The 26,012-nt window shown below is 65.4% G+C and carries 20 protein-coding genes; 7 read left to right on the plus strand and 13 right to left on the minus strand.

The features are described 5' to 3' along the window. The first annotated feature begins 14 nt into the window (after window positions 1-14). From CYJ10_RS11135 to CYJ10_RS11160, 6 genes are all read left to right on the plus strand, one after another. Complete coding sequence (locus CYJ10_RS11135; RefSeq protein ID WP_257993250.1) at window positions 15-1,073, plus strand: GNAT family N-acetyltransferase; 1,059 nt, start codon at window positions 15-17, stop codon at window positions 1,071-1,073. A gap of 43 nt (window positions 1,074-1,116) precedes the next feature. After that, window positions 1,117-2,499 (plus strand): lysine N(6)-hydroxylase/L-ornithine N(5)-oxygenase family protein, encoded by a 1,383-nt coding sequence (locus CYJ10_RS11140; protein ID WP_101681833.1) that lies wholly within the window; start codon window positions 1,117-1,119, stop codon window positions 2,497-2,499. Between the two features lie 5 nt (window positions 2,500-2,504). After that, window positions 2,505-4,076 (plus strand): flavin monoamine oxidase family protein, encoded by a 1,572-nt coding sequence (locus CYJ10_RS11145; RefSeq protein ID WP_308302968.1) that lies wholly within the window; start codon window positions 2,505-2,507, stop codon window positions 4,074-4,076. Between the two features lie 23 nt (window positions 4,077-4,099). Continuing rightward, a complete protein-coding gene (pvdQ, locus tag CYJ10_RS11150; RefSeq protein ID WP_101681584.1) occupies window positions 4,100-6,499 on the plus strand; it encodes a bifunctional acylase PvdQ in 2,400 nt (799 codons plus the stop codon). A gap of 41 nt (window positions 6,500-6,540) precedes the next feature. After that, window positions 6,541-7,836, plus strand: a complete 1,296-nt coding sequence (locus CYJ10_RS11155; RefSeq protein WP_101681585.1) for a PepSY-associated TM helix domain-containing protein — start codon at window positions 6,541-6,543, stop codon at window positions 7,834-7,836. A gap of 140 nt (window positions 7,837-7,976) precedes the next feature. Beyond that, window positions 7,977-9,686 carry a cyclic peptide export ABC transporter gene (locus CYJ10_RS11160; RefSeq protein WP_101681586.1) on the plus strand — a complete coding sequence of 570 codons (1,710 nt, stop codon included), beginning with the start codon at window positions 7,977-7,979 and terminating at the stop codon, window positions 9,684-9,686. Between the two features lie 408 nt (window positions 9,687-10,094). Here CYJ10_RS11160 and CYJ10_RS11165 read toward each other — a convergent pair whose 3' ends face one another. The 5 genes from CYJ10_RS11165 to CYJ10_RS33685 all read right to left on the minus strand — a co-directional run bounded on the left by CYJ10_RS11165 (window position 10,095) and on the right by CYJ10_RS33685 (window position 15,373). Then, on the minus strand, window positions 10,095-10,781 hold the full coding sequence (locus CYJ10_RS11165) for a hypothetical protein (RefSeq protein ID WP_101681587.1): 687 nt from the start codon (window positions 10,779-10,781) through the stop codon (window positions 10,095-10,097). Window positions 10,782-10,795: 14 nt separating this feature from the next. Further along, window positions 10,796-12,799: a hypothetical protein gene (locus CYJ10_RS11170; RefSeq protein ID WP_101681588.1), complete on the minus strand. Its 2,004-nt coding sequence runs from the start codon at window positions 12,797-12,799 to the stop codon at window positions 10,796-10,798. A 1-nt stretch (window position 12,800) separates the two neighbouring features. Beyond that, window positions 12,801-14,444, minus strand: coding sequence for a hypothetical protein (locus CYJ10_RS11175; RefSeq protein ID WP_101681835.1), 1,644 nt, complete (start codon window positions 14,442-14,444; stop codon window positions 12,801-12,803). Window positions 14,445-14,452: 8 nt separating this feature from the next. Beyond that, on the minus strand, window positions 14,453-14,668 hold the full coding sequence (locus CYJ10_RS33680; protein WP_146002013.1) for a hypothetical protein: 216 nt from the start codon (window positions 14,666-14,668) through the stop codon (window positions 14,453-14,455). Between the two features lie 471 nt (window positions 14,669-15,139). Next, window positions 15,140-15,373 (minus strand): hypothetical protein, encoded by a 234-nt coding sequence (locus CYJ10_RS33685; protein ID WP_146002014.1) that lies wholly within the window; start codon window positions 15,371-15,373, stop codon window positions 15,140-15,142. A gap of 722 nt (window positions 15,374-16,095) precedes the next feature. Here CYJ10_RS33685 and CYJ10_RS11185 point away from each other — a divergent pair. After that, complete coding sequence (locus CYJ10_RS11185) at window positions 16,096-17,601, plus strand: aminotransferase class V-fold PLP-dependent enzyme (protein ID WP_101681590.1); 1,506 nt, start codon at window positions 16,096-16,098, stop codon at window positions 17,599-17,601. 242 nt (window positions 17,602-17,843) lie between these two features. On the opposite strand, the gene CYJ10_RS11190 is transcribed toward CYJ10_RS11185, so the two are convergent. The 8 genes from CYJ10_RS11190 to CYJ10_RS11225 form a co-directional block, all read right to left on the minus strand. Next, window positions 17,844-18,629 carry an ABC transporter permease gene (locus CYJ10_RS11190; RefSeq protein WP_101681591.1) on the minus strand — a complete coding sequence of 262 codons (786 nt, stop codon included), beginning with the start codon at window positions 18,627-18,629 and terminating at the stop codon, window positions 17,844-17,846. Beyond that, the gene (locus CYJ10_RS11195) at window positions 18,619-19,377 is read right to left on the minus strand and encodes an ABC transporter ATP-binding protein (protein WP_101681592.1); all 759 of its coding nucleotides are present in this window, start codon (window positions 19,375-19,377) and stop codon (window positions 18,619-18,621) included. The genes CYJ10_RS11190 and CYJ10_RS11195 overlap by 11 nt, the downstream gene beginning before the upstream one ends. Next, a complete protein-coding gene (locus CYJ10_RS11200; protein WP_101681593.1) occupies window positions 19,374-20,717 on the minus strand; it encodes an acyl-CoA thioester hydrolase/BAAT C-terminal domain-containing protein in 1,344 nt (447 codons plus the stop codon). The genes CYJ10_RS11195 and CYJ10_RS11200 overlap by 4 nt, the downstream gene beginning before the upstream one ends. Beyond that, window positions 20,714-21,829 (minus strand): ABC transporter substrate-binding protein, encoded by a 1,116-nt coding sequence (locus CYJ10_RS11205; RefSeq protein ID WP_101681594.1) that lies wholly within the window; start codon window positions 21,827-21,829, stop codon window positions 20,714-20,716. The genes CYJ10_RS11200 and CYJ10_RS11205 overlap by 4 nt, the downstream gene beginning before the upstream one ends. 44 nt (window positions 21,830-21,873) lie before the next feature. Further along, a complete protein-coding gene (locus CYJ10_RS11210) occupies window positions 21,874-23,424 on the minus strand; it encodes a class I adenylate-forming enzyme family protein (RefSeq protein WP_101681595.1) in 1,551 nt (516 codons plus the stop codon). 6 nt (window positions 23,425-23,430) lie between these two features. Continuing rightward, window positions 23,431-23,853, minus strand: coding sequence for a PaaI family thioesterase (locus CYJ10_RS11215; RefSeq protein ID WP_101681596.1), 423 nt, complete (start codon window positions 23,851-23,853; stop codon window positions 23,431-23,433). A 55-nt stretch (window positions 23,854-23,908) separates the two neighbouring features. After that, on the minus strand, window positions 23,909-24,916 hold the full coding sequence (locus CYJ10_RS11220) for a zinc-binding dehydrogenase (RefSeq protein ID WP_180862918.1): 1,008 nt from the start codon (window positions 24,914-24,916) through the stop codon (window positions 23,909-23,911). Between the two features lie 67 nt (window positions 24,917-24,983). Next, window positions 24,984-26,009 (minus strand): ABC transporter substrate-binding protein, encoded by a 1,026-nt coding sequence (locus tag CYJ10_RS11225; RefSeq protein WP_101681598.1) that lies wholly within the window; start codon window positions 26,007-26,009, stop codon window positions 24,984-24,986. Between the last annotated feature and the right edge of the window lie 3 nt (window positions 26,010-26,012).

Genomic DNA, 26,012 nt, shown 5'->3' on the forward strand with positions numbered 1-26,012 from the left:
ATCGGGAGAGGCCAGTGCGCGATACCCATCAGGCAGTGCCAGCATTTGATTCATTCCGCTCGTTCGCCGCTACGGCGGGCGGCCCGCTCGACACCAGTCTGCATGATGGTGTGGTGACGGTACGGCGAGCCGGCAGCGTGCTGGCGCGCTTCACGTTCGACGGGGCGCTACGCATCCGGGAGTGGCCCGACGTCGATGGCCATACTGGCCACGAAGACGACCATCGACTGGCGACGCTGGCCGCACTCGACGCGTTGTTCGCGCAGGGCGCCGCGCGCGCCCCGGTGCCACTGCACCTGGAATCGGCGCGCGTGGAGGCCGCGGTGCTGGCGAGCGGCGCCGCGCTGGCAGGGCCGGCGGGCATCGCCGCACATGCCGACATGCTGTGGCAGGTGGCAGAGCTATGGTGCGCCGCCCCGTCGGCTGGCTATCCCGTCCGCTACACGCTCAGCGGTGGCAAACGGCATCCGGTCCGGCCGCCCAAGCCACAGGGCGTGGTGTATGCGCGCCATATCCCGTGGCTGGGCCGCACGCTCACGCTGCGCGCCGCCACGGTGGCGAGCGACCTGCCGCTGCTGCACCGCTGGATGAACGATCCGGACGTCGATGCCTTCTGGCAGGAGGCCGGCGATGAGGCGAAGCACCGCGCCTACCTGCAGGGGCTGGTCGACGATCCGCACATGCTGCCGCTGATCGCGTCGTTCGACGACGAGCCGTTCGGCTACTTCGAGCTGTACTGGGCCAGGGAAAACCGTATCGCGCCGTTCTACGACGCACACGATCACGACCGCGGGTGGCACGTGCTGATCGGCGAACCGGCGTTCCGTGGCAAGTCGTTCCTCACGGCATGGTTCCCCTCGATCCAGCACTTCCAGTTCCTGGACGATCCCCGCACGCAACGCGTGGTGGGCGAGCCGCGCGCCGACCATGTGCGGCAGTTGGCCAACCTCGACAAGGCCGGCTTTGCCCGCATCAAGACCTTCGATTTCCCGCACAAGCGCGCGGTGCTGGTGATGCTGCTGCGCGAGACGTTCTTTGGCGAACACCTGCTGCTGCCACGCGCCGCTGCCTGACGCGTCCTCCCATTCACTTGCCTTCTTGCCCATGATCGACACCATGACGCAACGCTCTCCAACGACCGCCGTGCAGGATGTGATCGGCATCGGCTTCGGCCCGTCGAACCTTGCGCTGGCTATCGCGCTGGAAGAACAGGCCGCCAATGGCCACGCGCTGTCCGCGAGGTTCCTAGAGCGGCAGCCCGACTACCACTGGCACGGCGAAACGCTGGTCAAGCAGAGCGAGATGCAGATCTCGTTCCTGAAGGACCTCGTGTCGCTGCGCAATCCCACCAGCCCGTACAGCTTCGTCAACTACCTGCACCGGCATGGTCGCCTGGTGGACTTCATCAACCTGCGCACGTTCTATCCGAGCCGGCTCGAATACGACGATTACCTGCGCTGGGTGGCCGGCCATTTTGCCGACCAGTGCACGCTGGGCACGGAGGTGCTGCGCGTAGAGCCGGCCACCGCGCACGGCCCGGTGGACCTGCTGCGCGTGGTGTCCGCCGATGCCGACGGGCGCGAGACTACCCACCTGGCGCGCTCGGTGGTGTTGAGCTCGGGCGGCACGCCGCATGTGCCGGAGTCGTTTGCGCGGCTCGGCAACCATTCTCGGCTGTGCCATCACTCGCGCTACCTGCGCTGGATCGGCAGCCAGCCGTGCCAGCAGGGCGCGCCGATGCGCATTGCGGTGATCGGGGCGGGACAGAGCGCCGCCGAGGCGTTCGCCGACCTGCACGACAACTATCCGTCGGTGCGCGTCGACATGATCATCCGTGGCGCCGCGCTCAAGCCGGCCGACGACAGCCCGTTCGTCAATGAGATATTCGCGCCCGCCTATACCGACCTGGTGTTCGAGCAGGCGCAGGCAGACCGGGACCGGCTGATCGCTTCCTACCTGAACACGAACTACTCGGTCATCGATGCCGAGCTGATCGAGCACATCTATGCGCTGCTCTACAAGCAGAAGGTATCGGGGCAGTTCCGCGCCGCACTGCTGACCGACAAGACCGTGCTCGCCGCGCAGGATTCGCGCGGCGGCATCGAGCTGGTACTGGGCAGTGTGAACGCCAGCGACGACGGCGCTACCGAAACGCGCCGCTACGATGCCGTGGTGCTGGCCACCGGCTACCGGCGGGAGTCGCATCACCGCCTGCTGGCGCCATTGGCCGCGTACCTGGGCGAAGGCGAGGTGGACCGCGAGTACCGCATCCGCACGGACGATGCGCTACGCGCACCGGTGTTCCTGCAGGGCTTCTGCCAGGCCAGCCACGGCCTGAGCGATACGCTGCTCTCCGTGCTGCCGGCGCGCGCGGCGGAGATCGCCGCCGCGCTGTACGACGCACTGGGGAATGGGGCGGCTGGCGGCCAGGTGCGCGTGCCTGGCGCGAGTGTGGCGCGTCCGGCGGCGCACGGCTACGGCATGGCCCAGCGACGGTGAGGCCGATGGGCGCGACGCGACGGCAGTTTATCGTGGCGCTAGCCGGCGCCGGTGGCTACGAGGCTGCCATGGGTGCCACGCGGCTGCTGGGGCTGGACGACCACGGCACGCCGGCGCCTACGCTGCCGCGCGCCGGTAACGTGGGGCGTGGCCAGCGGGTGGCCGTGGTCGGCGCAGGCGTGGCCGGGCTGGTGGCGGCCTACGAGCTGCGCGGGGCGGGATTTGACGTGACCGTGCTGGAGGCGCGCGAGCGCATCGGCGGCCGGGTGTGGACCATGCGGCGCGGCGCGCGCTGCGAAGCTGACGGCCTGCCGGCCCAGCAGGCGCAGTTCGAAGGCAGCCTGTACCTGAACGCGGGTGCCGGCAGGCTGCCGGCGCACCATACGGTGATGATGGACTACTGCCGCACGCTCGGCGTGCCGCTGGAGGTGCTGGTCAACAGCGCGCGCAGCGCCCGCTTCCAGCAGGGGCACCAGGCCCCCGTGGCAATGCGGCGCGTGGTCAACGATGCGCGCGGCCATGTGGCGGAGCTGCTTGCCAAGAGCACGCGGCAGGGGGCGCTCGATGCGGAGTTGTCTGCCGGGGAACAGCGACAGTTGCTCGATTTCCTGCGCAGCTTCGGGGATCTGGACGCCAACGGCCATTTCGCAGGTACCACGCGGTCTGGCTTTGCGGTGCCGCCTGGTGCGGGCAACGATGCGGGTACGCTGCCGCCCACGCTTCCGTTGTCCGCCTTCCTGAACCCTGCCATCTGGGCGCCGCTGGCCGCCGACGAGACCTACGAGTGGCAGGCCACGATGTTCCAGCCCGTGGGCGGCATGGATCGGCTGACCGACGCATTTGCCGCGCGGCTGCGCGGTGCAATCCGGCTGGGTGCGGAGGTCACCGGCATCCGCACCGATGAACGTGGCGTGACACTGGCATGGCGCGATGGGCCGGCGTGGTCGGCACGCACGCTGCATGCCGACCACGCGGTGGTGACCACGCCGTTGCCGCTGCTGGCTCGTTGCGACGCCAACTTCACCGATGGGTGCCGGCGCGCGATTGCCAGCGTGCCCTACGACGCGGCGCTGAAGATTGCGTGGTCCGCGCCACGTTTCTGGGAGCGCACCGCCGGCATCTATGGCGGCATGTCGTATCTCGATGACGATATCCGCCGCGTCTGGTATCCGAGTCACGGTTTCCACGGTGCCAGCGGCGTGCTGGTGGCCGGCTATACCGACGGCGACGCCGCCGAGCGGCTGACGGCGTTGCCGCTGGCCGAACAGTTTGCCGCGTCGCGCGCCGCGGTGGAGCGGCTGCATCCCGGGCAATCCGCGCAACTGCGGACGCCGCTGTCGATCGCATGGCACCGGCAGCGCTTCAGCGCGGGCGCGTGGGCGAACTGGAATGCCGAACTGCTGCCCGCCTACACGTTGCTCAACGCCCCGCAGGGGCGCGTGCATTTTGCCGGCGATCACCTGAGCTACCTGTCCGGCTGGCAGGAAGGCGCAGCGCGCTCGGCGCAGGCGGCCGTGGCCCGCATCGCGGCAAGCGCCGCCCAGGGCACGGCCGGTGCCACCGCCGCTGTTTCCTGAGTCCCGAACCCCTTGAATCGAAGATGATAGCCCGTATCGCCTACCGTGTTCCCCGACTGCTGGCCGCTCTGGTGGCCGCCGGCGCTGTCCTGCATACCGCGGCCTGGGCGCGCACGCCGCAGTCCGCCACACAGTCCGCAACGCAGACCGAAATCCGCCGCACCGCCTACGGTATTCCCCATATCCGCGCCGCGTCGGAACGCGGTCTGGGCTATGGCATCGGCTACGCCTATGCACAGGACAATCTGTGCCTGCTGGCTGACGATGTCACCACGGTGAATGGCGAACGCAGCCTGCATTTCGGCCCGCAAGCCGAAGGGGCCGCCGGCATGCCGAACCTGCAGAGCGACGCATTCTTCCGCTGGCTCAACCAGAATGCTGCCGTGGACGCCTTCCTGGCCGCCCAGCCGGCGCCGGTGCGAGACCTGATGCGGGGCTATGCTGACGGCTACAACCGCTACCTGGCCGACACGGCCGTCAGCGCCTTGCCCGCCCCGTGCGGCGGGCAGGCATGGCTGCGCCCGATCACGGATCGCGACCTCGCGCGGCTGACGCGCCGGCTGCTGATCGAAGGGGGTGTGGCGCCATTCGCGCAAGCCGTGGTGGGCGCGGCGCCACCTGTGGCCGAGGGTGGCAAGCCCGGTACGGTGTCCGCCATCGATCCTGCCGAGGCCACCGCCGCCGATGCACGGCTGGCCGACGCCCATGCCCGCTACGTGGCCCGGCGTGGCAGCAACGCCATGGCGGTGGGCGGCGCACTGAGCGCCAACGGGCGCGGCCTGCTGCTTGGCAATCCGCATTTCCCGTGGTCCGGCACGCTGCGGTTCTATCAGATGCACCTGACCATTCCGGGCCGGCTCGATGTGATGGGCGCCGCCTTGCCGGGGCTGCCGGTGGTCAATATTGGCTTCACGCGGCATGTGGCCTGGACGCATACCGTCGATGCGTCGGCGCACTTCACGCTGTACCGGCTGCAGCTGGATCCGCATGACCCGACGGCCTATCTGGTCGACGGCAAGCGCGAGCCGATGCGCCGCATCACGGTGGCGGTGCCGGTCAAGGGGCCGGACGGCAAGGTGATCATGCGCAGCCATGCGTTCTTCGAGACGCGCTACGGGCCGGTGCTGAACTGGCCGGGGCGGTTTGGCTGGACACAGGACGCGGCGTTTGCCATCCGGGATGCCAATCTCGACAACACGCGCGTGCTCGCTCAATGGCACGCGATGGCGCAGGCGCGCAGCCTCGATGCGTTCCAGGCGACGATCGGCAAGACGCTTGGCATCCCCTGGGTGAACACGCTGGCCGTGGGCGATGCCGGCGCCAATGCCCAGGCGCTGTACATGAACGTATCGGTCATTCCCAACGTGGATGGGCGCCGCTGGTCCGCCTGCGGCATGGGCGACGGTGCCGGGCCGGTTCGCGTGCTCGACGGCAGCCGGCAAGCCTGCGCATGGGGCCGGGATGCCGGCGCTCCGGCACCGGGCATCGTTGCCGCCAGCAATCTGCCGGTATTGCGCCGTACGGATTTCGTGCAGAACGCCAACGACTCGGCATGGCTGGCCAACCCGGCCAGCCCGCTCACGGGCTTCCCGGGCGTGGTGAGCCGGCAGGACGTGCCGCTTGGCCTGCGCGCACGGCGCGTGCTGGACTGGATCGGCCAGCGTGCCGGCCAGCGCATCGGTGCGGACGATCTCGCCAGCTTGGTCATGGACGACAGGGCCTACGCGGCGGACTTGGTGCTGGACGACGTGCTCGCGCTATGCCGCCAGGCCGGTGATGGTGCCGATGCCGATGCCATCACCGCGTGCCAGGCGCTGGCGGGCTGGGACCGGACCGCGGGCATCGGCAGCAGTGCGGGATACCTGTATTTCGAGGCGTTCATGGACCGCGTGAACCAGCTGCCTTCGCCGTGGGCTGTGCCGTTCGATCCGCGTCAGCCGCTGACCACGCCGCGCGGGCTGGCCCTGGCATCTCCAGAGGCGCGCCAGGCGCTGCTGGCGGCGCTGTCTGCGGCAGGCAAGGCCGTGCGCGACCAGGGCGTGGCACCCGACGCCCGCTGGGGCGCCGTGCAGGTGGCTACCCGAGGGGACCGGGCGATTCCAATCCACGGCGGGCGCGGCGAGCTGGGCGTGTACAACGTGATTGAAAGCCGGCCAAGCGGGCCGGGCCGGCGCGAGGTGTTCAGCGGATCGAGCTACATCCAGGTGGTGTCGTTCGGGAGCAATGGCCCGCACGCCAGGACGCTGCTGACGTTCTCGCAGTCCGCCAATCTCGCATCACCCCATGCGGCCGACCAGACCGAGTTGTTCTCGCAACGCCAGTGGGTGGACGTGCCGTTCACCGAGGCCGCGATCCGCGCGGATCGTGACTACCAGCGGCTGGTGCTGGACATGACCCCGGGCACGCCCAGGCGCGCCCACTGAATCGCCCCCCCAATGAACCGCCCATTGAACCCGATATCCGCATGCGCAAGTTCTGGACACTGATACACCGCTGGCTGGGGCTGACCACGGCCGGCTTCCTGTTCGTCACGGGCTTGACCGGGGCCGTGATTTCCTGGGACCACGAGATCGACGACTGGCTCAACGGCCACCTGACCGAGGCGCGCGCCACGGGCGCGCCGATCCCGTCGCTCGAACTGGCGCGGCGCGTGGAGGCCGCCGACCCGCGCGTGCGCGTGACCTTCGTGCCGCTGTCCGCCGAGCCTGGCGAATCGCTGGGCTTCGGCGTGGAGCCGCGCGTGGATGCCGCGAACCGGCGGCTGCACGACATCGGCTACAACCAGCTCTTCCTGGACCCCGCGACCGGTGCCGAACTGGGGCGCCGCGAGTGGGGCGCCATCTCGCTCACGCGCGAGAATCTGGTGCCGTTCCTGTACAAGCTGCATTACAGCCTGCACATGCCCGAGATGTGGGGGATCGACCGTTGGGGCGTCTGGTTGCTGGGCGGCATTGCGATGATCTGGGTGTTTGACTGCTTCGTGGGCTTCTACCTGACGCTGCCGGTGCGGCGCGCGACGCGGGATGCGCCGCAGGCGGCCACGGCATCTGCCTCTGTCGCGCGCCCGGAGAAGGGGTGGTGGCAGCGCTGGCAGCCGGCATGGAAGATCCGCACCGGCAGCGGCGCCTACAAGCTCAACTTCGACCTGCATCGCGCATTCGGCCTGTGGGTGTGGGGGCTCCTGTTCCTGCTGGCGTTCACGGCGTTCTCGCTGAACCTGTACCGCGAGGTGTTCCATCCGGCCATGTCGCTGGTCTCCGATGTGACCCCGACGCCCTTCGACCGGTTGCCTGCCACGGGCAAGCTCGATCCGATCGAGCCCGCCATCGGCTTCGAGGCGGCACTGACCAGCGCGCGCGAGGAAGCGGCGCGGCGCGGCTGGGAGGCACCGGCCGGCAGCATCTTCTATTCACCCGACTACGGCGTGTATGGCGTGAGTTTCTTCCATCCGGGCGATGACCATGGCGCAGCCGGCGTGGGGCCGGCCTCGTTGTACCTGGACGGGCAGGGCGGCCATCTGGTGGGCGACAAGCTGCCATGGAAGGGCACGGCAGCGGACATCTTCCTGCAGATGCAGTTTCCCCTGCATTCGGGCCGCATCCTGGGACTGCCCGGTCGGATCCTAATTTCCGCCATGGGGCTTGTGGTGGCGATGCTCTCGGTGACCGGCGTGGTGATCTGGCTGCGCAAGCGGCGCTCGCGCGCCAGTGCCGCCACGCGAGGTGCCGCCGTGCGACCCGATGCTTACAGCGCGCCGTGAGGGGGCGCGTTCGCCCGCTCCGCGTCGCAAGACCGGCGGCCCGGGATCGTCAGCAACCATGACGCCGATGCCGTGCTTCCCGCGTTCCCCACGCTTTCCACGCTTTCCACGCTCCGGCGTGTCCACCCGCTACGAACGACATGGCATCCCATCGCACTCCTGACTCTTCCGGCAAGCCCGTTTCCGAGGCGGCCAGCCTGTTCCGGCCCTTCCTGCCGTGGATGGCGCTGTCGGCCGTGACCGGCGTGGGCGCCGGCCTGGCCACCGTGGCGCTGCTTTCCACGATCAACCAGGTGCTGAACCGGCCCGGCGGCATGGCCGGCGGTCTGCTGCTGATCTTCGTCGGACTGTGTGCCATCGCGCTGGTCGGGCGTGCCACGTCCGACATTTCCACGAACTACGTGGGCCAGAAGCTGGTGGCGACGGTGCGCAAGCGGCTGGCCCGCAAGATCCTGTCGGCACCCATCGACGCGCTGGAGCGCTACCGCACGCACCGCCTGATGCCAGTGCTGACGCAGGACGTGGATATGATCAGCGACGTGGCGTTCTCGCTATCGGCCACCGTGATTGCGTTGTCCGTGGCGCTGGGTTGCCTGGGATACCTGGCCTGGCTGTCGCTGCCGCTGTTCTGCCTGCTGGTGGTGATGCTGCTGGTTGGCGGCGCCATCCAGACCATGGCGCAGGCGCGCGGCGTGGCGGGGTTCTGGAAGTCGCGCGACTACGAGGAACAATTGCACAAGGCCTATCGCGGCATCAGCGAAGGCGCGAAGGAACTGCGCATGCATCGCGGCCGCCGGCTGCGCATCCTGACCGACCAGATCGAATCGACGGTAGATGCGATCCGCGACACCAACCGGAGCGCCATCAACACCTATGTGCTGGCCACCGCGTTTGGCTCCGCGCTGTATTTCCTGCTGATCGCCGCCATCCTTGGTTGGGCGGCGCTGCACCATGTCGAACCCGAGATCCTGAGCGGCTTTGTGCTGGTGCTGCTGTACCTGAAAGGGCCGGTGGACCAGATTGTCAGCGCGTTGCCGAGCGTGGGCCGCGCCAGGGTGGCCTTTGGTCGCATCGCGGACCTGTCGCGCCGTTTTGCCAATCCGGAACCGCACCTGTCGCTGGAGCAGCCGCCCACCGATGCCCGGCTGGCGCAGTCCATCGAACTGCGCGACGTGACCTACCGGTTCGAGACGGCAGAAGGCGCCACGCCGTTCACGCTGGGTCCTGTCAACCTGACCCTGCGGCCGGCGGAACTGGTGTTCGTGGTGGGCGACAACGGATCGGGCAAGACCACGCTGATCAAGTTGCTGCTGGGGCTGTATGCCCCGCACGGCGGTGAACTGCTGCGCGATGGCGTGCCGCTTTCCGCCGCCACCCGGGATGATTACCGACAACTGTTCACGACGGTGTTTTCCGATTTCTACCTATTCGAGGACCTGGCGGGCCAGGGCACGGGGCACGAACGGCTCCCCGAGGCGGCACGCCCTTACCTGGAGCGCCTGGAGATCGCGCACAAGGTCGATATCAAGGACGGTGCGTTCAGCACGCTGGACCTTTCCACCGGGCAGCGCAAGCGCCTGGCGCTGGTGCATGCCTACCTGGAAGGGCGGCCTGTACTTGTCTTCGACGAGTGGGCGGCCGACCAGGATCCGGCGTTCCGACACCTGTTCTACACAGAGCTGCTGCCAGAACTGCGCGACCGGGGGCACCTGCTGGTCGTCATCTCGCACGACGACCGGTATTTTCATTTGGCGGACCGTGTGGTGACGTTGCAGGCTGGAAAGATCACCAACATCGCCACGCAAGAGCACAATCACCACAACCTAGAACGAGCCGTTGCCGAAATCTGAACCCAGTACTCACTTCACGAAGGGCCTGGGGATAAACGTAAGCGGTTATTCGCCGGACGGATTGCGTGATTGATTAGCGGAGGCCATCAAGGTAGCCCATGACTACCCAACGGTGGCCAGCAGCACATTTAAATGGGTAGGGTCGCGGCCAGTCTTCCAGGCGGCCGTCAGCTACTTGCCGCCGTGCTCAGCAGCCCCTGGCGTGCGGGTCGGAACATACTTTGAGGATTTCCGTTGCGGGACAAGATTTCCGACCTGCGCCTCACCTTTAACATAAATTGCGTGCCGCCCAACATCGCCGCTCAGCTCTGGGATCCCGCTGGAGCCCCCAGCAATCAAGAAAAAAAGCATGGCTCATACGAGACGAGCCATGCTTTCTTATGAAACGAGAGACGTGCGACTAGATACTTAGATCTCGTCGACCTTCTTCGGCTTTTCGGAGGCCGACGTGGGCAACGCAGTGATCTTGCCGGCCTTGGCGAGCTTGACCAGACCTTCGCCGATCTTGGCGGTGTTGGCAACCTGCGAGGTGACCGACGATGCGACATCCTTCAGTGCGCCGAGGCGCGTGACCAGGGTAGGGTTCGAAGCGACGCCCGACACCAGGGCTGTGCTGCCGTCGGCCAGTTGCTTGTCTTTAAGAACACCCAGCATGAACGTGAAGGCGGCGTTGCCAAACGAAGCCATCTGGGCCTTGTTCATGGCGCCCAGCTTGGCTTCGCCTTCCTTGCTGGCCAATGCCTTCTGGACGGCCGTGGCTTCGTCGCTCTTGATCTTGCTGATCTCGGCAGCCTTTTCAGCGGGGTCGGCGATGGCGTTGGCCGCCTTCATGCGCGCTTCCAGCGCTTCGATTTCTTCCTTGCTGGCCAGGGCCTTGAAAATGTGTGCCGACGATGTGCCGATCATCTGGTTTGCATCATTGGCAGTCTGGATGAACGCGTCGATGTCGCCAGCGGAAACGGCCGAGGCGGATGCACCGCCCGCGCCCGGAATGGCCGAGGTGATGTTGCCCAGGCCGAAAGCCATGGCGGCCGGGGCCGACAGGAACAGCGTGCCGCCTACCAGGGCAGCCAATGCGAGGGAGGTCTTCTTCATCGTTGAAATTTCCTTCAGTTGGGGTTCAGCATTTGTTTCATGACGCCGTCCAGGCTCGTGCGCGTATCCCGGTCGAGGTCCATGGCTTGTAGGGCGTTCACGTTGGTGGTATCAGCTGTGGTGGGAAAGCCGTTTGAGACAAAGCCGTGCTCCAGGATGGCCTGTCCCACCACGTTGCCGCCGGCGCGCTGGCGATAGGCCAGCCGCACGTTGTAGCCTTGTGCGCACAGTCCGTCCTCGCACTTGCGATCGCGCGGATCGATCCGGTAGAGCGCTTCGATGCAACGGTCATAGGTGCCGGGCCTCAGTGCCAGATCGCGGGCAAAGCCCGACTGGCCGCCGACGCGCCCCTTGACCAGATCCGCAAGCGCCGGGTTGATCATGACGACCTTGGCTGATGCCGCGCCTGCGTAGGCCAGCAGGTTGAAGCGGTCCAGCGTTACGGTGCCGACCTGGCTTTTCTCTGCGGGGCAGTACGCCATGCGCTGGCCGCCGCCGTTTGCGTTGGCCACGCTGTCAGCCAGTACAACGTCGCCCGATTCGGGACGCGGTGGTTTGCCGGCAATCGGCAGCACGGGCGATGCAGTCACCCGGGCGCCGTCGCGGCTGACGACGGTGGCCTCCCAGGTTGGGACCAGGGCTTCCTCGGTCAGTGGGCCCGGCTTGCCGATGCCGTGATAGACGCGGATGGTGTCGCCGGACTGAAGCGCCCCGGCGGCATCCTCAACCTGGAAGGTGTCGGCAGTGGTTGCTACTACCTTCAGCGTCAGCGGCTGAAAACGGACTTCCTTGCTGAACCGGTCAGCGAGGTCGTTCAGCGCATTCTTGAGTACCACTTCCCGGCGGTCGGCGGCGTTGAAGCCAGCCTTGTCGGTAACGGTGTCGTCGATGCGCTGCGTGACGTCCGCCGCGTAGAGCACTCGTCCATCGCGCGACAGGAGTTCCGCGAACGCCCACGCCTGGTAGCTCTGCAGCGTTTTGTAGGTCAGATTGGTGGGCAGCGCGTATTGGCGCGCAGGCGGTACCACCATGCGGATGAAGTAGTCGGGCAGGGCGCGCTTGCCGCTCACTTCGTGGCCAATACTGGTATTGCTGTCAATCGACGCCTGCACCTGGCTGAAGTTACCGTTCAGGGGCAGAGTGGCAAATGGTGCACCGCTGCCGAGCTTGTCGGTGAACAGCTGCGTGCTGACGGCGTTTGACAAGTCATCGTTGCCGTCGCTGACCAGTGCCAGCACGCGGGGCTTCTTCACATCGGACAGCGCCATCGTGCCTGCACGGCTGAACACCGCGCCATCCTTGGGCGCGCCCAGAACCGGCACGGCCACTGCGTAGTCGGCGCCGGCGTGTTCCACGCGGATTTCGCTTACGCCGTCGTTCATGACGTCGCCCTTGCCGATGCCGGCACGGTAGCCGCGGTCCAGAATCACAAAACCGCGCCACGTATCGACAACGCGTGTTTCCACGACGTATGGATTGAACTGGCGGGCAGCGCCGGCCAGCATCGTGTCCAGCAACGTCACAAAGCCGTTGCGGTAGGCATTGGCAACGCCGGCGTCGATGGCTGCCTTGCCTGATGCGCGCGTGACGGTCATCACGTCATAGCGCGTCTGGCTGAACGACTGCAGTACTTCGCCGGTCATCGGATTGCTGAAGTACAGGCTCAGCGTCAACGGCAGGTAGATGTCCGTGGTGCCATCCGACTTGTCGATCTGGTAGCGCGACGCGCGCGTGACCTGGACCGACAAGGCCAGGGTGCGCAGCCTGTTCTTGCTGTCGATGGTTGGCGCGAGGGCCTTGAAATGCGCCTGAGCGTGTTCCTGCAACTTCGCCACGCTCTGCTTCATGTCCAGCGCGGGACGAAATGCGGGATCGATCTTGCTGCTGCCAGCGCCAGCGCCGGCATCATCAAAGAAAATGCCCGGTACGACGTACAGGCCTACGCCAGCGGCTGCGGCCGCGCTACCGCAGGCCGTCAGGGCAGCGGCGGCGGTGATTGTCAGGATCGTCTTGCGCATGTCAGCGAGCGGCTTTGGTCTTGGTGCAACCGTTCATGCAGAGCGTGACGATGTTGCCGTCGACCATCGAGTCCAGACCACCAAACATCGGGTTGCTGCCGAGCGCCATGGCCACGGCCTGGTCAAGTGGGTCGGTGCCACGATAGGTCGCCACGACTTCCAGCTTGTCAGTGCCGGCTTGGCGCTGCGTTGCCTTTTCCAGGCCTGGCACGTTCTTCAGTGCCTGGTTGAACGCCGTACGATTCATCAAGGTCAGCGTGCCGCCGGTCAGGCGGATCACATACTCGGCGCCGTACATCGTGCGACGCTTGACGAAGTCCTGAATGCGCTTGCCGACCTGGTTGCCAAGGCTTGCAGCAAGCTTGCCCGCGAGCTTGGCGCGGCAATCGTCTGACGAGATACCGATGGCTGCCTCGGACTGCGTTGCCGATCCGATATCTTCACCGGTCTTGGTGGAGAACGTTTTCGTACTGGCTACGCCCGTGCATGCCGGCTGGCCCGAGTTCTTGTCCACGCCCACGTCATAAATGACTGACGAGCCGATCATGAGGTAGTCGGCGGTGGCTTCCTGGCGCGCGAACTCCGTGTATTTGGCCAGTTCGGCGCCGTTTTCCAATTGGTCCAGCGTGATGGCGCGGTTGCCGAAATACTTGCTCTTGAACAGAGCGTTGTCGATTACCTTGATATCGAGATCGCCCAGCTGACCCTTCAACTCGTTATAGGTGTAGTTCTTCTTGTCCGGTCCCGTGTTCTGGGGCTGGTACTTGACCAACTTGCGGAAGTACGTGTTGTTGTGGTCCTCGGCGCTGACGTTATGCGCGTATGCCGACTGCGACGAGGAGGCTGCGGCGACATTGCTGCTGCTGGCTGCGGCAACCTGACGCGAGGCTGCGCCGGCCGCCTGCCGGCTGCTGGCACTGGCGGCATCGTAGCGGGCGCTGTCGCGGCCGGCCACGGCGGCCTGGCCACCATATCCGTCACGCGCGGCACCGGCTACCTGGGTGTCCCGGGCCGCGCTCACCCGGCCTGCCGCGCTTTCCTTCACGGCATAGGCGGCCTGCTCCTTCGATGCGTAGGCCGAGTTGCTGCTTGCAGCGTAGGCCGCCTTCTTCGAGCTGGAGGCGGCTTCCTTCTCGTTGTAGCTGCTGCCTTCCTCATGCCTGAATTCTGTCAGCTCTTCCAACGGTGCACGCAGGTTGGTGGGCGTGGTGAAGAATTCGTCCATCATCACCAGGATGGGCTGGCTGCGCGTTGTGGTGGTGTTCAATGCCAGGCCAAGATCGCTGATCTGCGTCCGCAGCGCCTTGTCGTCCATGCGCAGGGTGATGCTGACCTGGTACTGCCCATCCACGGAACTGGGAACGGGGCTGTAGAACGATTCTTCTCCCACCTGGATCACGAGGTCATCTAGTTTGGCCTGTACGTCCGCGCTCTTGCTGGTGCCGGCACCAACCACCTTGTCCAGCGCGGCCAGTACCGCATTTCGCTTGGCCTGCCTGAGCGCGGACGTACGAACGGACGCCAGATCATCGGTAATCTTGACGGTCCCCACGCCACGTGCCTCGATGTCCATGGCCTGTGCGGCCGGTGTGGCCAGCGCGGCTGCAGTGGCCGTTGCCAGCAGCGTCTTACGGAATGCATTCATGACGGGGATCATTTGGTATTGGTGATGGATACAGAAACGTCGCCAGCACGTACGACAGTGCCGGAGTCGCTGGTTTCGACAGACGCGTCGCCTGCCTTGACAGAGACAGACGGGGCGCTCGCTTCGGCTGCTGGTGGGTTTTCTGCCGCCTTGTCACTGCATGCGGCCACCGTAAGGGCGAGCGCTATCACAGCCAGTCGAGCTGGCTTTTCAAGAAAATTCATTTTTTGATCTTCAGTGAATGGGTGGCGTGCACCAGGACTGGATCCCTTTAGGTGAGATCCAGTGGAAGATCTGTCCGCCAGAAGGCGGAGACGAAGAGTGGCGCGATGCGCCTTTGCGGCACGCCCGATGCAGCGTGCTTAACGACCCGAGTGCTTCCACAACCGATTCCGTTTTTGATTCTTTTTGCGAGGGCAATCCTCGCCCAAGGCACTGAAAGTGTGCAAAGGATATGATACGGATATCGTGTGATTTATGCGATGCAAATCCACCCCTCCATGAGAGGGGCGTAGTTTTTTATTTATCTGCCGATGGTCGTCCGCCACCTGTCGAGCGGTTGAGTGGAAGAAGGCTCTGACGAGCAGAGCCCGGCTGCGATCAAATTGCGCGTGAAGCTTTCACCGCCCTTCGATAGGTAGGCGTACAGCGTCCGCGGCCCTAAGCAATGAGACTCGATTTGAGCCCGCGTCCGATCAGTTGCCGTGGGATAGATCCTCGGCCTTTGCTTCATTGGCAACACCTCCACCGCCCACACGGCTCGCTCGGCCACACGCCATTACTGAGATCGAAAAACTTCCACAGACCACCTCGATACTGCGTACCGAGTTGTTGATGTTGCGAGAAGCCGTGGCTTCGACAAGCACACCGGCAATGCTGCCGAAATAGAAGTTCAGACGCGCGCCTTCGGAAGCGGGGATGTCTGACATTGGTAGCTTCAGCCTTTAATACGATTGATAAGCAAGCATGCGCTACTGCCGAGGGTGCATCTATTACCTATGCGCAAGCAGCGGGTGCGTTGGGGCAGCCACCGGCGCAGACGCCGCCAACGACAGTACCGGTCATGCAAGCCCCACGGCATACATTGCGGGGGCGCCGGGAGGCGATCTTGATCTGGCTATAAACGATGCGACCAAGAAGGCCAATATCGTTGTGGAGAACATCAAAGCGCTTGCGGCAGTGCTTGCAATGGCGACAAAAAAATACTCTCTGGCCAACGCGGCGATCGGTGCATGTGTGTCGGTGAATTGAACGCGTAAGCCATACGAACACTTCCACAAACGGGTTGCGACTAACTGCCCAGGCACCTCCGAGCAAGCTGTCGACGATTTATCGGATCCTCACCGTGTCATCGCGGACTCATGCCAGTTCAGTATTCGCAGGGGTAAGTTGGTGTAGCGCTCTCAGTGCGGCGCGCACAATCTCGGATGAAGTAGATCATCGGTCCCTCCTAGCCCGTTTCTACGCATGTTGTCGCATCGGCGTAGCCGATCTGGGCGCCGGTTCCGCCAGGCGGATAGAATAAGATTCTAAGAAATAGCAGAAAACTAGAAATGCATACTACTCTCTTCCCATCTTGGGGTGAGACTTAGAAGTAAGTTCTAAAGCATTCGTCGTAGCATTTCTCCTCTTCGCAAGGATGAATGGAACAATGCGCACGGACGCCCCCCGCTACTTCGATTACGCCGCCACAACGCCAGCCGACCCGCGTGTTATGGAGGCGATGTTTCACTGCATGGGAGTCTCCGGCGTCTTCGGGAACCCTGCATCGAACTCTCACGCTGCAGGGCTAAAAGCCAAGGACCTCGTCGAGCAAGCGCGAGCCCAGGTTGCGGGACTCATTGGCGCAGACCCGTCCGAGATTGTCTGGACGTCAGGTGCGACCGAGTCGAACAACTTGGCGCTGAAGGGTTTCTTCGAGGACGAGCAGAGCCGCCGCCATCTTGTGACCAGCAAGCTCGAGCACAAGGCGATTCTGGATACGGCGCAACACCTCGAGCGACTTGGCGTTTCAGTGACCTACCTCGCGCCTAACCCCTCAGGCGAAATCTCCCTGGCTGCCGTCGAAGCGGCCTGCAGCCATTCCACAGGCCTCGTTTCGTTGATGATGGTCAACAATGAACTCGGGACCCTCACCAACATTGCTGAGATCTCGCGGGTTGTGCACGCCGCTGGCGCGCTGCTGCACGTGGATGCAGCCCAAGCGGCAGGAAAGACTGAGATTGATGTCAAGGCGATGGGCATTGACCTGTTGTCCCTGTCCGCACACAAGTTTTATGGCCCGAAAGGCATTGGCGCGCTCTATGTGAGCCGCGAGGTCGCGCCGCGTATTGCTTGCCAGATGCACGGCGGCGGACATGAACAGGGTTTGAGGTCTGGAACACTTCCCACGCACCAGATTGTCGGGATGGGCATGGCTTGTGAATTGGCGTGCAGCGAAATGACGTCGGACAACCAGCGCATCGCCCAACTGAGCGAGCGCTTGCTGAACGGTGTGCGCGCGTCGGGCGTCGTCACCCAGAACGCCAGTCGCGCAGACCGGATCCCGCACACGCTGAGTCTGACGGTGGTGTTGCCCAATTTTCTCCCGTCCATGCTGACCGACGATATCGCGATTTCCTCGACGTCTGCCTGCAATTCGGCGGCTGGCAAGGTGTCTCACGTGCTCACCGGCCTTGGCCTCGCTGAAGACGCCGCGCAACGCACTGTTCGGCTGAGTCTTGGGCGCTTCACGACGGAGGCTGATGTGGATTTTGCAGTGGAATGCTTCCACCGTGCCATCGAAAGCTGCCAGGAGGCGAGAATGAGTCCGGAGGCATTGCAGATCAAGCATCTGTCGAATGATCTGGGTGTCGCGGCACAGATAGACGGCGCAGACGTGCGGGTCGCACATACGAACGGTTTTCGTTCCATTGTCTGTAACCGGCACGATGGAGAATCGGCAGATCAGACAGCATTCGCAGACATCGCAGAAGTTGCCCACTCACTTGGAATGGTCGCGCACTACATGCCCATGGAGTCGGGTCGTATCACCTTGAATGAAGCGGCAGCCTTCGAATTGTTGTTGGCCGACTTGCCAAAGCCCGTCCTCGCATATTGCCGCACGGGTAGCCGGTCGGAGACGCTGTGGAGTCTAGGAAGCAGCAGCCGAGGTTGAGCGTCACGCGATACTTACGCCGGCCGGGTGTGCGGCTCATCCGAGGAACTGAACCTGCGCGATCGGCTTAGTGCCTGGCGCCGTTCCATGACTTGGGCGAGATCCCGTTTCGGGACGCCGACGGGCAAGGGACGGACGGCCTTGGTGCACTACCAGATTAGCTGCATCGTGCCGTGCATGCTGAACATTGAGGCGCCCCCGAGTAAGAGGCGTTCTATTGGTCCCGTTCCATCGGCCCCAGTCTATCGGCCCCGTAACATGGGATGCCAGAAGACGACCCTCTTATGGATCGCGCGTACAGTTTCGACGCCCGCCAGGCCAGTGACCGCCAGGAGCAGGACGCCGGCGAACATCGTGGCCAGGCTCATGCTGACCGACGACGAGGCAATCAGAAAGCCGAGCCCTCGTTGTGCCGACAGGAATTCGCCCACCACGGCGCCAATCAGCGCCAGCGATACGCCGATCTGCAGGCCCGAGAAGATGTCCCCCAGCGCAGCCGGCAACTTCACGTGCCATAGCAGGAAGCCGCGCGACGCGCTGAAGGCGCGGCAAGCTTCCAGCAGCTCGGGGTCCGTGCGCCGGATGCCGTTGATTGTGTTGACGAACAGCGGAAAAAAGCAGACCAGGGCCACCAGCACGATCTTCGATGCCGCGCCGAAGCCAAACCAGACCAGCAGGATGGGCCCTAGCGCCACCTTTGGGGTGGCCTGAAGGCCAACGAGCAGGGGGTAAACAAAGCGCTCGAAGGTCTCGGACTCCGCCAGCAGCGCCCCGAGCGCCACGGCCAGCACGCTGCCCACCGCGAAGGCCGCCACCGTGTTAAGTAGCGTGGCGCCGATATGCGGCCACAGGGTGCCGGTAAGGAAGCCGTCCGCGAGTGAACGGAACACCGCTTCTGGTGGCGGCAGCAGGTAGTCGGGAATCTGCAGCCACCGCACGGCCTGATCCCAGGCGAGCAGCAGCAGGCCGACGCTGATGGCAGGGTAGAGCGGGGCGGGCAGACGCCGGGCCACGGTGTCAGTGGGCATTGAAATGTCTCCGCAGGCGCTGGGTCAGCGCGGTGAATTCGGGATCATCGAACGTGTCGACGCTGCGTGGGCGCGCCAGCGGGTTGTGCAGCGACTCCACAATGCGGCCAGGGCGCGGCGACATGACCAGAATCCGATCGGCCAGGAACACGGCCTCCGGAATGCTATGGGTGATGAACAGCACGGACTTGCGCTGGACGCTCCAGATGTCCTGCAGGGCAAAGGTCAGGGTTTCGCGCGACAACGCGTCCAGTGCCGCAAAGGGTTCGTCCATCAGCAGCAGGGCGGGGTCGGGCAGCAGCATGCGCGCAATACCGACCCGTTGCTGCATACCGCCCGACAACTCGAACGGATAGTTGCCGGCAAATGCCGTGAGGCCCACCAGCTCCAGCAACTGGTCCGCCCGTGCCTTTGCGCGGGCAAGGTCCAGCCCCTGGGTGCGCGCGGGCAGCAGGACGTTCTCGCGCACGGTCTTCCACGGCAGCAGGCTTGGCTTTTGAAACACCACGCCGCTGCTGCGGCTTGGCCCGTTGATCGGGTGCCCATTTAGCGCGATCCGTCCACGGGTCGGTGCGAGCAAGCCGGCGGCCAGGCGCAACAGCGTGGATTTCCCGCAGCCCGACGGGCCAAGCAGGGCGACGAACTCGCCTTCGCCAATGTCCACATCGACATCTTCCAACGCCTCGGTTTGCCCGGCGCGCGTGGGGTAGGTCAGGCCCACGCCGCGTATCGACAGGGCGGCGCTCATGACGCGGTAGCCCTGCCGGCAACGCTGCTCGCCGACCGTTGCACCGCGTCGGCAAGGAAATCAACCACGCGGGCCCACGAGGCGGCGCTGGCCCGGGCATTGGCCTGTGCGGTGCCGCCGCCGTCGAGCAGCAGACCTGCCACGGGGTGTGGCTTGGCGATCAGCGTCGCAGGCAACTGCGGCACGCCGATCGCATGCCCGGCGCCCTCGCCGCGCCAGTGCTCGACGGGCGCGCCGTTCTTGCGCTGGCGCAGCACGTCGGCAACCTGATCGCTGTAGAGCGTGGACGGCCAGAAGCCGTCATCGGTGCCCGAAATCAGGAGCACCGGCCCCTCGATGTTCTCCACGGGGATGCGGGCGCGTGCCACGGCCTGGGCATTGCGCAGTGGCGTATGAAATGCGGCCGCTTGGCGCAACGGTTCGCCGAGGGCAGGCGGATGATCGAACGCATGCCAGTCGGCGTCTGGGTTGTCGCGCCAGACGTTGGGCAACGGCTCGCCGCGCCATGTCCAGGCGGTGGCATCGCGGGGCTTGTCGGGATGGCCCGCGCGTAGCGTGCCATGCACCACGGCACTGGGCACGTAGGCCACGACGGCCGATACCAGCGCAGGAAAATGCGACGCCAGCAGCAGTACCAGTTCGCCGCCGCGCGACACGCCGGATACCGCGACGAACCCGTGCTGGGGTGCCAGACGTTCGTGCATCCAGCGTAGCGCGGTGTCGAAGTATTCGAGTGGGGTGTCGTCGATATAGTCCGGCCGGCCGGGCGCCTTGAAATAGCCAAGGGCCAGTGCCGAGTAGCCGTGCGCGGCGTACAGCGCGGCGCGTTGTTCGTGCATGCCGCCGCCCGAACCCGCCAGCACCAGCACCGCTGGATGCGGGCCGGGACCAGCCGGGGTATAGAGCGTGCCGCTGAGCCCGGCTTCGCTCACCGGCCGATGCGTGACGCCCGGTGCCAGGAAGCGAAGTGTGTACTGCCCGCGCGCCTGTGCGCCATATTGACCGGTGGCCGTCAGCGTAACGTCGAGCGGTGCGACGCCTTCGCTCCATGCAGGCCGCGTCGGCGCGCGCAGCCTCTGCATGGCCCAGACCGGTGCCGTGGCATCGGCGACGATCCAGCCTCCGCTGGCAGGCGCCGTATCCCCGACGGCGACCGTGCCGTCGGCATCGGCTGTGAGCACCGCGTGGCTCTCCCACTGGCTGCCGTCCGGATGATTCAAGGTGGCGGTCAGCGTCACCCTTTCCCCACCGTTGAATCCGCGCAGCGTAATCTCGCGTGGCACATCGACCAGCGCGTCAGCCGGGGTGATGTCGATCCGTGCGTGAAGGGGCCGGGTCATTGGGCCGCCTTTGCGCGACGAATCAGCGCGGCGCGATCGAAGTCGCTGAACGCGGGGACAAACTCGTTCGAGAAGATCTTTTGCAGCGGCACCTCGGCGCTGGGGTACTCCCCGGCCTTGGCCATGGCTTCGATGCCGCGCTGGATGGCAGGCAGATCGTATTGCCCCGGTATGCGAGGTGCCCCAGACGGCGTGTACAGCACGCGCTTCAGGCGGCGTGTCAGCAGTTCGGATGCTTCGGCAAGTTGCTTGGCTTCGTCGCCGGCCGGCCTGGATTCCGGATGTTGCTGCCAGAACGCCTTGACGCAGAATGCGGGATTTGCTTCGCAAACGATCTGCGCCTGGGTGTAGGCACGGCCGAAGCGGCGCACCAGATCGGGCTGGTCGCGCAGGGTGTCGACGTGTGCAATGAAGCCGTTGCCGGCGGTCTCCTGGAACACCGCCGGATAGGCGATGCGGCGGATCTTGGTGCCGGAAAACTCGAGCAGATCGTCCCAGCTGCTGTTGAAGTTCAGCGCATCGATGCGATGGGTGCGCAGCGCCTGGAATCCCGCCCCGAGCGCGCCAACGGCCACATACTCGACGTTCTTGCCCGGCTCCAGTCCTGCAATACGCAGCGCCGCGCGTCCGCCCGGAATCGTGCCCCATGTCAGCGCACCCACGCCAATCTGCTTGTCCTTGAGGTCGGCCAGGGTGCGGATCGGGGAGTCGGCGAGCACGGCAAACTCCATCGTGTTGCCGGGCACCCCGTTATAGAAATAGCGCAGTGGCAGCGGATCCTTGCCCGAAAAGTAGCTCGCGATGACCGGCTCGGAAGTCGGGTAGCCAAACGTCACGCGCTTGCCCGCCACTTGGGGCAGCAGGGCGCCGGCGCCCTGGAAGACGATCGTCTTGACGCTGAGGTTGGCGTCCTTGAACAGACCGAGTGCTTCGGCGGCGGCGTAAGGTGCACCGTCATGGACGGCGGGCGGAATGGCCAGGGCCACCGTGACTTCATCGAGCGCGTAGGCCGAGGTCGCGAACAGCGTGGAGGTGCCGAGCGCGACGAATGCGGCGAATTTGGCGAACGCGGCGGGGGTGGCGCCGGCGCGCGCCGGCTTGCGGAACAACATCATAAACTCCTGCGGATTGCGATCGGGTGGGGTTGAGTGAGTCTTTACGGCGCCAACAGGCGCAAGGCCTGATCTGCCAGGGCGCGCCGGTCGATCTTCTGCGTGGCGGCCAGCGGCAGCGCATCGACGTACCAGATCCGCCGCGGATGCTGATAGGCGGCCAGTTGCGTCAGCGACCATTCGCGCAGCGCGTGTTCGGTAGGCGGTGCGATGCCCTCGCGCAGCACCACGAAAGCCACCGGCTTGGTGCCCTTGATCTCGTCAGGCACCGGCACGACGCTGGCCTGCTGCACGGCCGCGTGCCGCTCCAGCGCTTTCTCGATCTCGCCCGGATAGAGGTTTTCGCCGCCACTGACGAACATGTCGTCGCGCCGGCCCACGAAGGTGTAGAAGCCCTCGGCATCGCGGCGGAATACGTCGCCGGTGATGTAGTAGCCGTCATCGGTAAAAGGTCGCAAATCCGCGCGCCCGTGGTAGCCAAGCATCAGCCCGGGGCTGCGTAGCTCAAGCACGCCTTCGTCGGACTCCCCGCCCTGCTCGTCGACCAGCCGCACCGCTACGGCGGGATGCGGATAGCCGACCGATTGCGCTGGCGTGGGCAGTCCATCCGGATGCGGGCCGAACACCACGGGGCCACCCTCGGTGGTGCCATAGGCGTTGATGACGCGCGCATTGGGCAGCAGTTGATGGATCTGTGCCTTTAGCGCGGGGCTGACCGGCGCGGACCCCATGCGTACCGCCCGCACGCTGCTCAGGTCGGTGCGTGCCAGCAGGTCATGCTCGCGCAGCATCATGGCAATCATCGGCGGCACGGCCGTCAGCCACGTGCACTGGTAGCGTCCGATGGCATCGATATAGGCACCGGCCTGGAACTGGGGTAGCAGCACCGATGGCGCGTGGCAGGCCAACGCCAGCAGGATCAGCGCCAGCGCGTTCATGTGGTACAGCGGCGCGGCAATCAGCACGCGCTCGTTGGCCAGCGGCGTGCTGGCCTGGCGTGCCTGCACCACCCAGAGATGGCTGGCGTGGCTCAGGCGTACCCCCTTAGGGCGCCCCGTGGAACCGGAGGTATAGAGCAGCAGTGCCAGGTCGTCATCGGCGGGCGCGTACGGCGCAAAGGGGGAGGCATCGGGGAAGGTGCCGGAGGCGGTATCGCCATGCGTCGCGCGCAGGGCATCGTGCTCGGGCGAACCGAACACGACGGCCGGCGCGCCTGTCGGCACCTGCGCATGGTGCGCCTTGTCGCACAGCACAAGCTTTGCGCCGCTGTCGGCGACGATATAGTCGACCAATGGCTGGGGCAGCTTGAAGTTCACCGGCACCGCAACTAGCCCGGCGCGCATGATGCCGAGCAGCGACACCACGTAGTCGACCGAATTCACGCCAAGCAGCGCGATGCGGTCGCCCTGCGCCAGGCCACGCCGGAGCAGGCCCCGCGCAACGGCGTCGGCGGCGGCGTCGATGTCGCCAAACGTATACCGGGCGGCCTCACCGTTGGCACTGATGCCGACGATGGCCAGCTTGGCGGGGTCGGCATCGCGAACAATCACGCTGCCGAGATTGCGGCCACCAGCCGCGTGCGCTTCAGCTGCCATGATGCGTCAGGCCTGCGCAGGGGTGGCGTAGACGCCGCGGCCGCTGGCGACCAGGCGGTCTTCAGCGTCGTAGACGTTGGCTTCGGCCACACTTACCAGGCGGCCGGTCTTGATGACGGTGCCGACAACCTTGAGATCGCCGCGCGCCGGGCGATGGTAGTCCACGCGCAGGTCCACCGTAGGCACGCCCTTGCCGGTGTGCGATACCAGCGCCCAGTCGGCGCCAAGGTCGACCAGCGCAGCCAGGATGCCGCCATGAATGTAGCCGCCGTCAGGGTTGACGATCCATTCGTCGCGAAACTTCGCTGTCAGCGTGATCTCGCCTTCGGCGACGGACGCGACCTGCAGGCCGAGCCATTGGTGATAGGGGCCGCGCAGCAGTCGAGCTTGCACGTCGGCGGCGGAGGGGAGGGCAGTGGTCTGGGTCATGTTCAGCGTTCGATATCGGTAGGGAAGAATGTGCGAGGGGGGAAACGGTGATGGCCTATGGCGTCACCACGACCTTGCCCAGCACAGCGCGGTCGCGGATCAGCGCCAGCCCTTTGGCGGCCTGGTCGAGCGGCAGCACGCTGTCGATCACCGGATCGAGCTTGCCTTCGGCAACTAGGGCCAGCAGAGCCTTGAGGTTGTCGTCGTAGAAGCTGTTCGACCCCTTGATGTTCAGCTCGAAGCTCCAGACGTAGCGCAGATCTTCCTTGGGATCATGGCCGGCCGTGGCGCCGCAGACGAGCAGCGTGCCGCCGCGCTTCAGGCTCTTGATCGAGGGCAGCCAGGTATCGCCACCCGTGAAATTGACGATGACATCCACGCCGCCCTCAAACGTGCGGCGCTGCGGCTTACCGTACCGCTCGATGACCCACTTGCCGAAGTCGACGTCGCGATAGTTGATGATGTGGTCGGCACCGATCGCCTTGAGGCGTTCGCCCTTCTCGTCCGAGCCCGCCGCGGCAATGACTTCAGCGCCCAGCATTTTTGCCAGCAGCACCGTCGCCGTGCCCACGCCGCCGCTGGCGCCAAGCACCAGTACTTTGTCACCGGCCTTGACGGTCTGGTGGGTGATCAGCATCCGATGTGCCGTGCCGTAGGCCACTGGCAGCGCTGCGGCTTGCGCGAACGTGACGTTCTCGGGCAGGGCGATCAGCTGGCGCGCATCCACGCGCGCAAACTCGGCCATGCCGCCATCGGTCATCTCGCCCATCAGGCCCACGCCGGGCTTCAGCGGGTTCACCAGTACGCGATCGCCGACCTTCCAGCCGGTGACGCCGGCACCCAATTCGGTGATCGTGCCTGCCAGGTCCAGGCCGATCACGACCGGGAACGGCACCTTGATGCCCGGCATGCCGTGTACGGTGAAGACGTCGTGATAGTTGAAGGACGACGCGCCTACCCGGATCACGACGTGGCCTTCGTCGGCCTTCGGTACGGGCTTATCCGCGACGACGCGCAGTTGTTCTTCGAGAGTGCCGTGTGCGTCGAGCACCAGCGCTTGCATGGATTGGGTCACGATGGATTCCTTGGGGGAAGGGAAGCTGAGAGAATTAGGGATCGGGCAGGCGGGCTTACTTGATCGCCTTGGCCTGCTCGTACGGCTTGCGGGCAAACAGGTCTTCCTTGAGGTCGCCCTTGACCAGGCCGGACTCGACGAACACAGCGTGTTGGCGACGCAGCGTGGCGATGTCCGCCGGCTCAAAGGCCACGCGGTTCATGTCGTTCCAGTGGCTCACATAGACCTTGGCATCGTCGGCCGGCAGGTTGGCCTTCTTCTGCAGGATCTGCACGACTTCGTTGCGATTGGCGTTACCCCAGGCCAGGGTGTCGCGCAATGCGGCGATCACGCGCGCTACGACCTCGGGATGGTTGTCGACCAGATCCGAGCGGGCGGCGCCCACGCCGATATAGGGCACGGCGTCGGACTGGGTCAGCGTCTTCCACTCGGAGGCGAACGTGCCCAGCTTGCGCACCGGCAGTTCGTCGCCGAGCTGCTCCACGGTGACCGAGCGCAGCGCCGCCGCATCCACCTGCTTCTGCACCAGGAACTGCGCCAGGCGGGATTCGTTGCCACCAACGAGCGCGAAATCGCTGCTCTTGATCTGATAGTTGCCGGCCAGGACGGCGCCTGCAATCACCGCGACCGAGGAGCCGGCGGGCGACATGCCTACTTTCTTGCCCTTGAGCTCGCGGATCGACTGGATCGGTGAATCCTTCGGTACGACGAACTGCACATCGGCGGGTTGTGTTGCGGCAAAGATGCGGATGGGCACGCCCGATGCAGCGGTGCCGAACACGCCGGCTACAGGTGCGCCGAACGCGAGATCAATGGATCCCGATGCCAGCGCCCGCAGCGGCGCGTTCACGTCGGGAAAGTGAACAAACTCGGCGCGCACGCCACGTTTGGCGAGAAAATCCTTGGCTTCCAGGACCGAGCCATAGCCGAGGCTCACACCGCTGGTCCAGTAGCCAATCTTGACGAGGGGCGCCGGCTCGGCGGCACTGGCCGTGGCAGGAGTGATCGCGGCGTATGACAGCGCGATGAATGCGGAATAGGCGGAAAAGGCGGCGGCCGCCGCTGACAGTAGCTTGCGCACGAT

This window comes from Cupriavidus pauculus (assembly GCF_002858765.1).
In the GTDB taxonomy this organism is placed as follows: Bacteria; Pseudomonadota; Gammaproteobacteria; order Burkholderiales; family Burkholderiaceae; genus Cupriavidus; species Cupriavidus pauculus_B.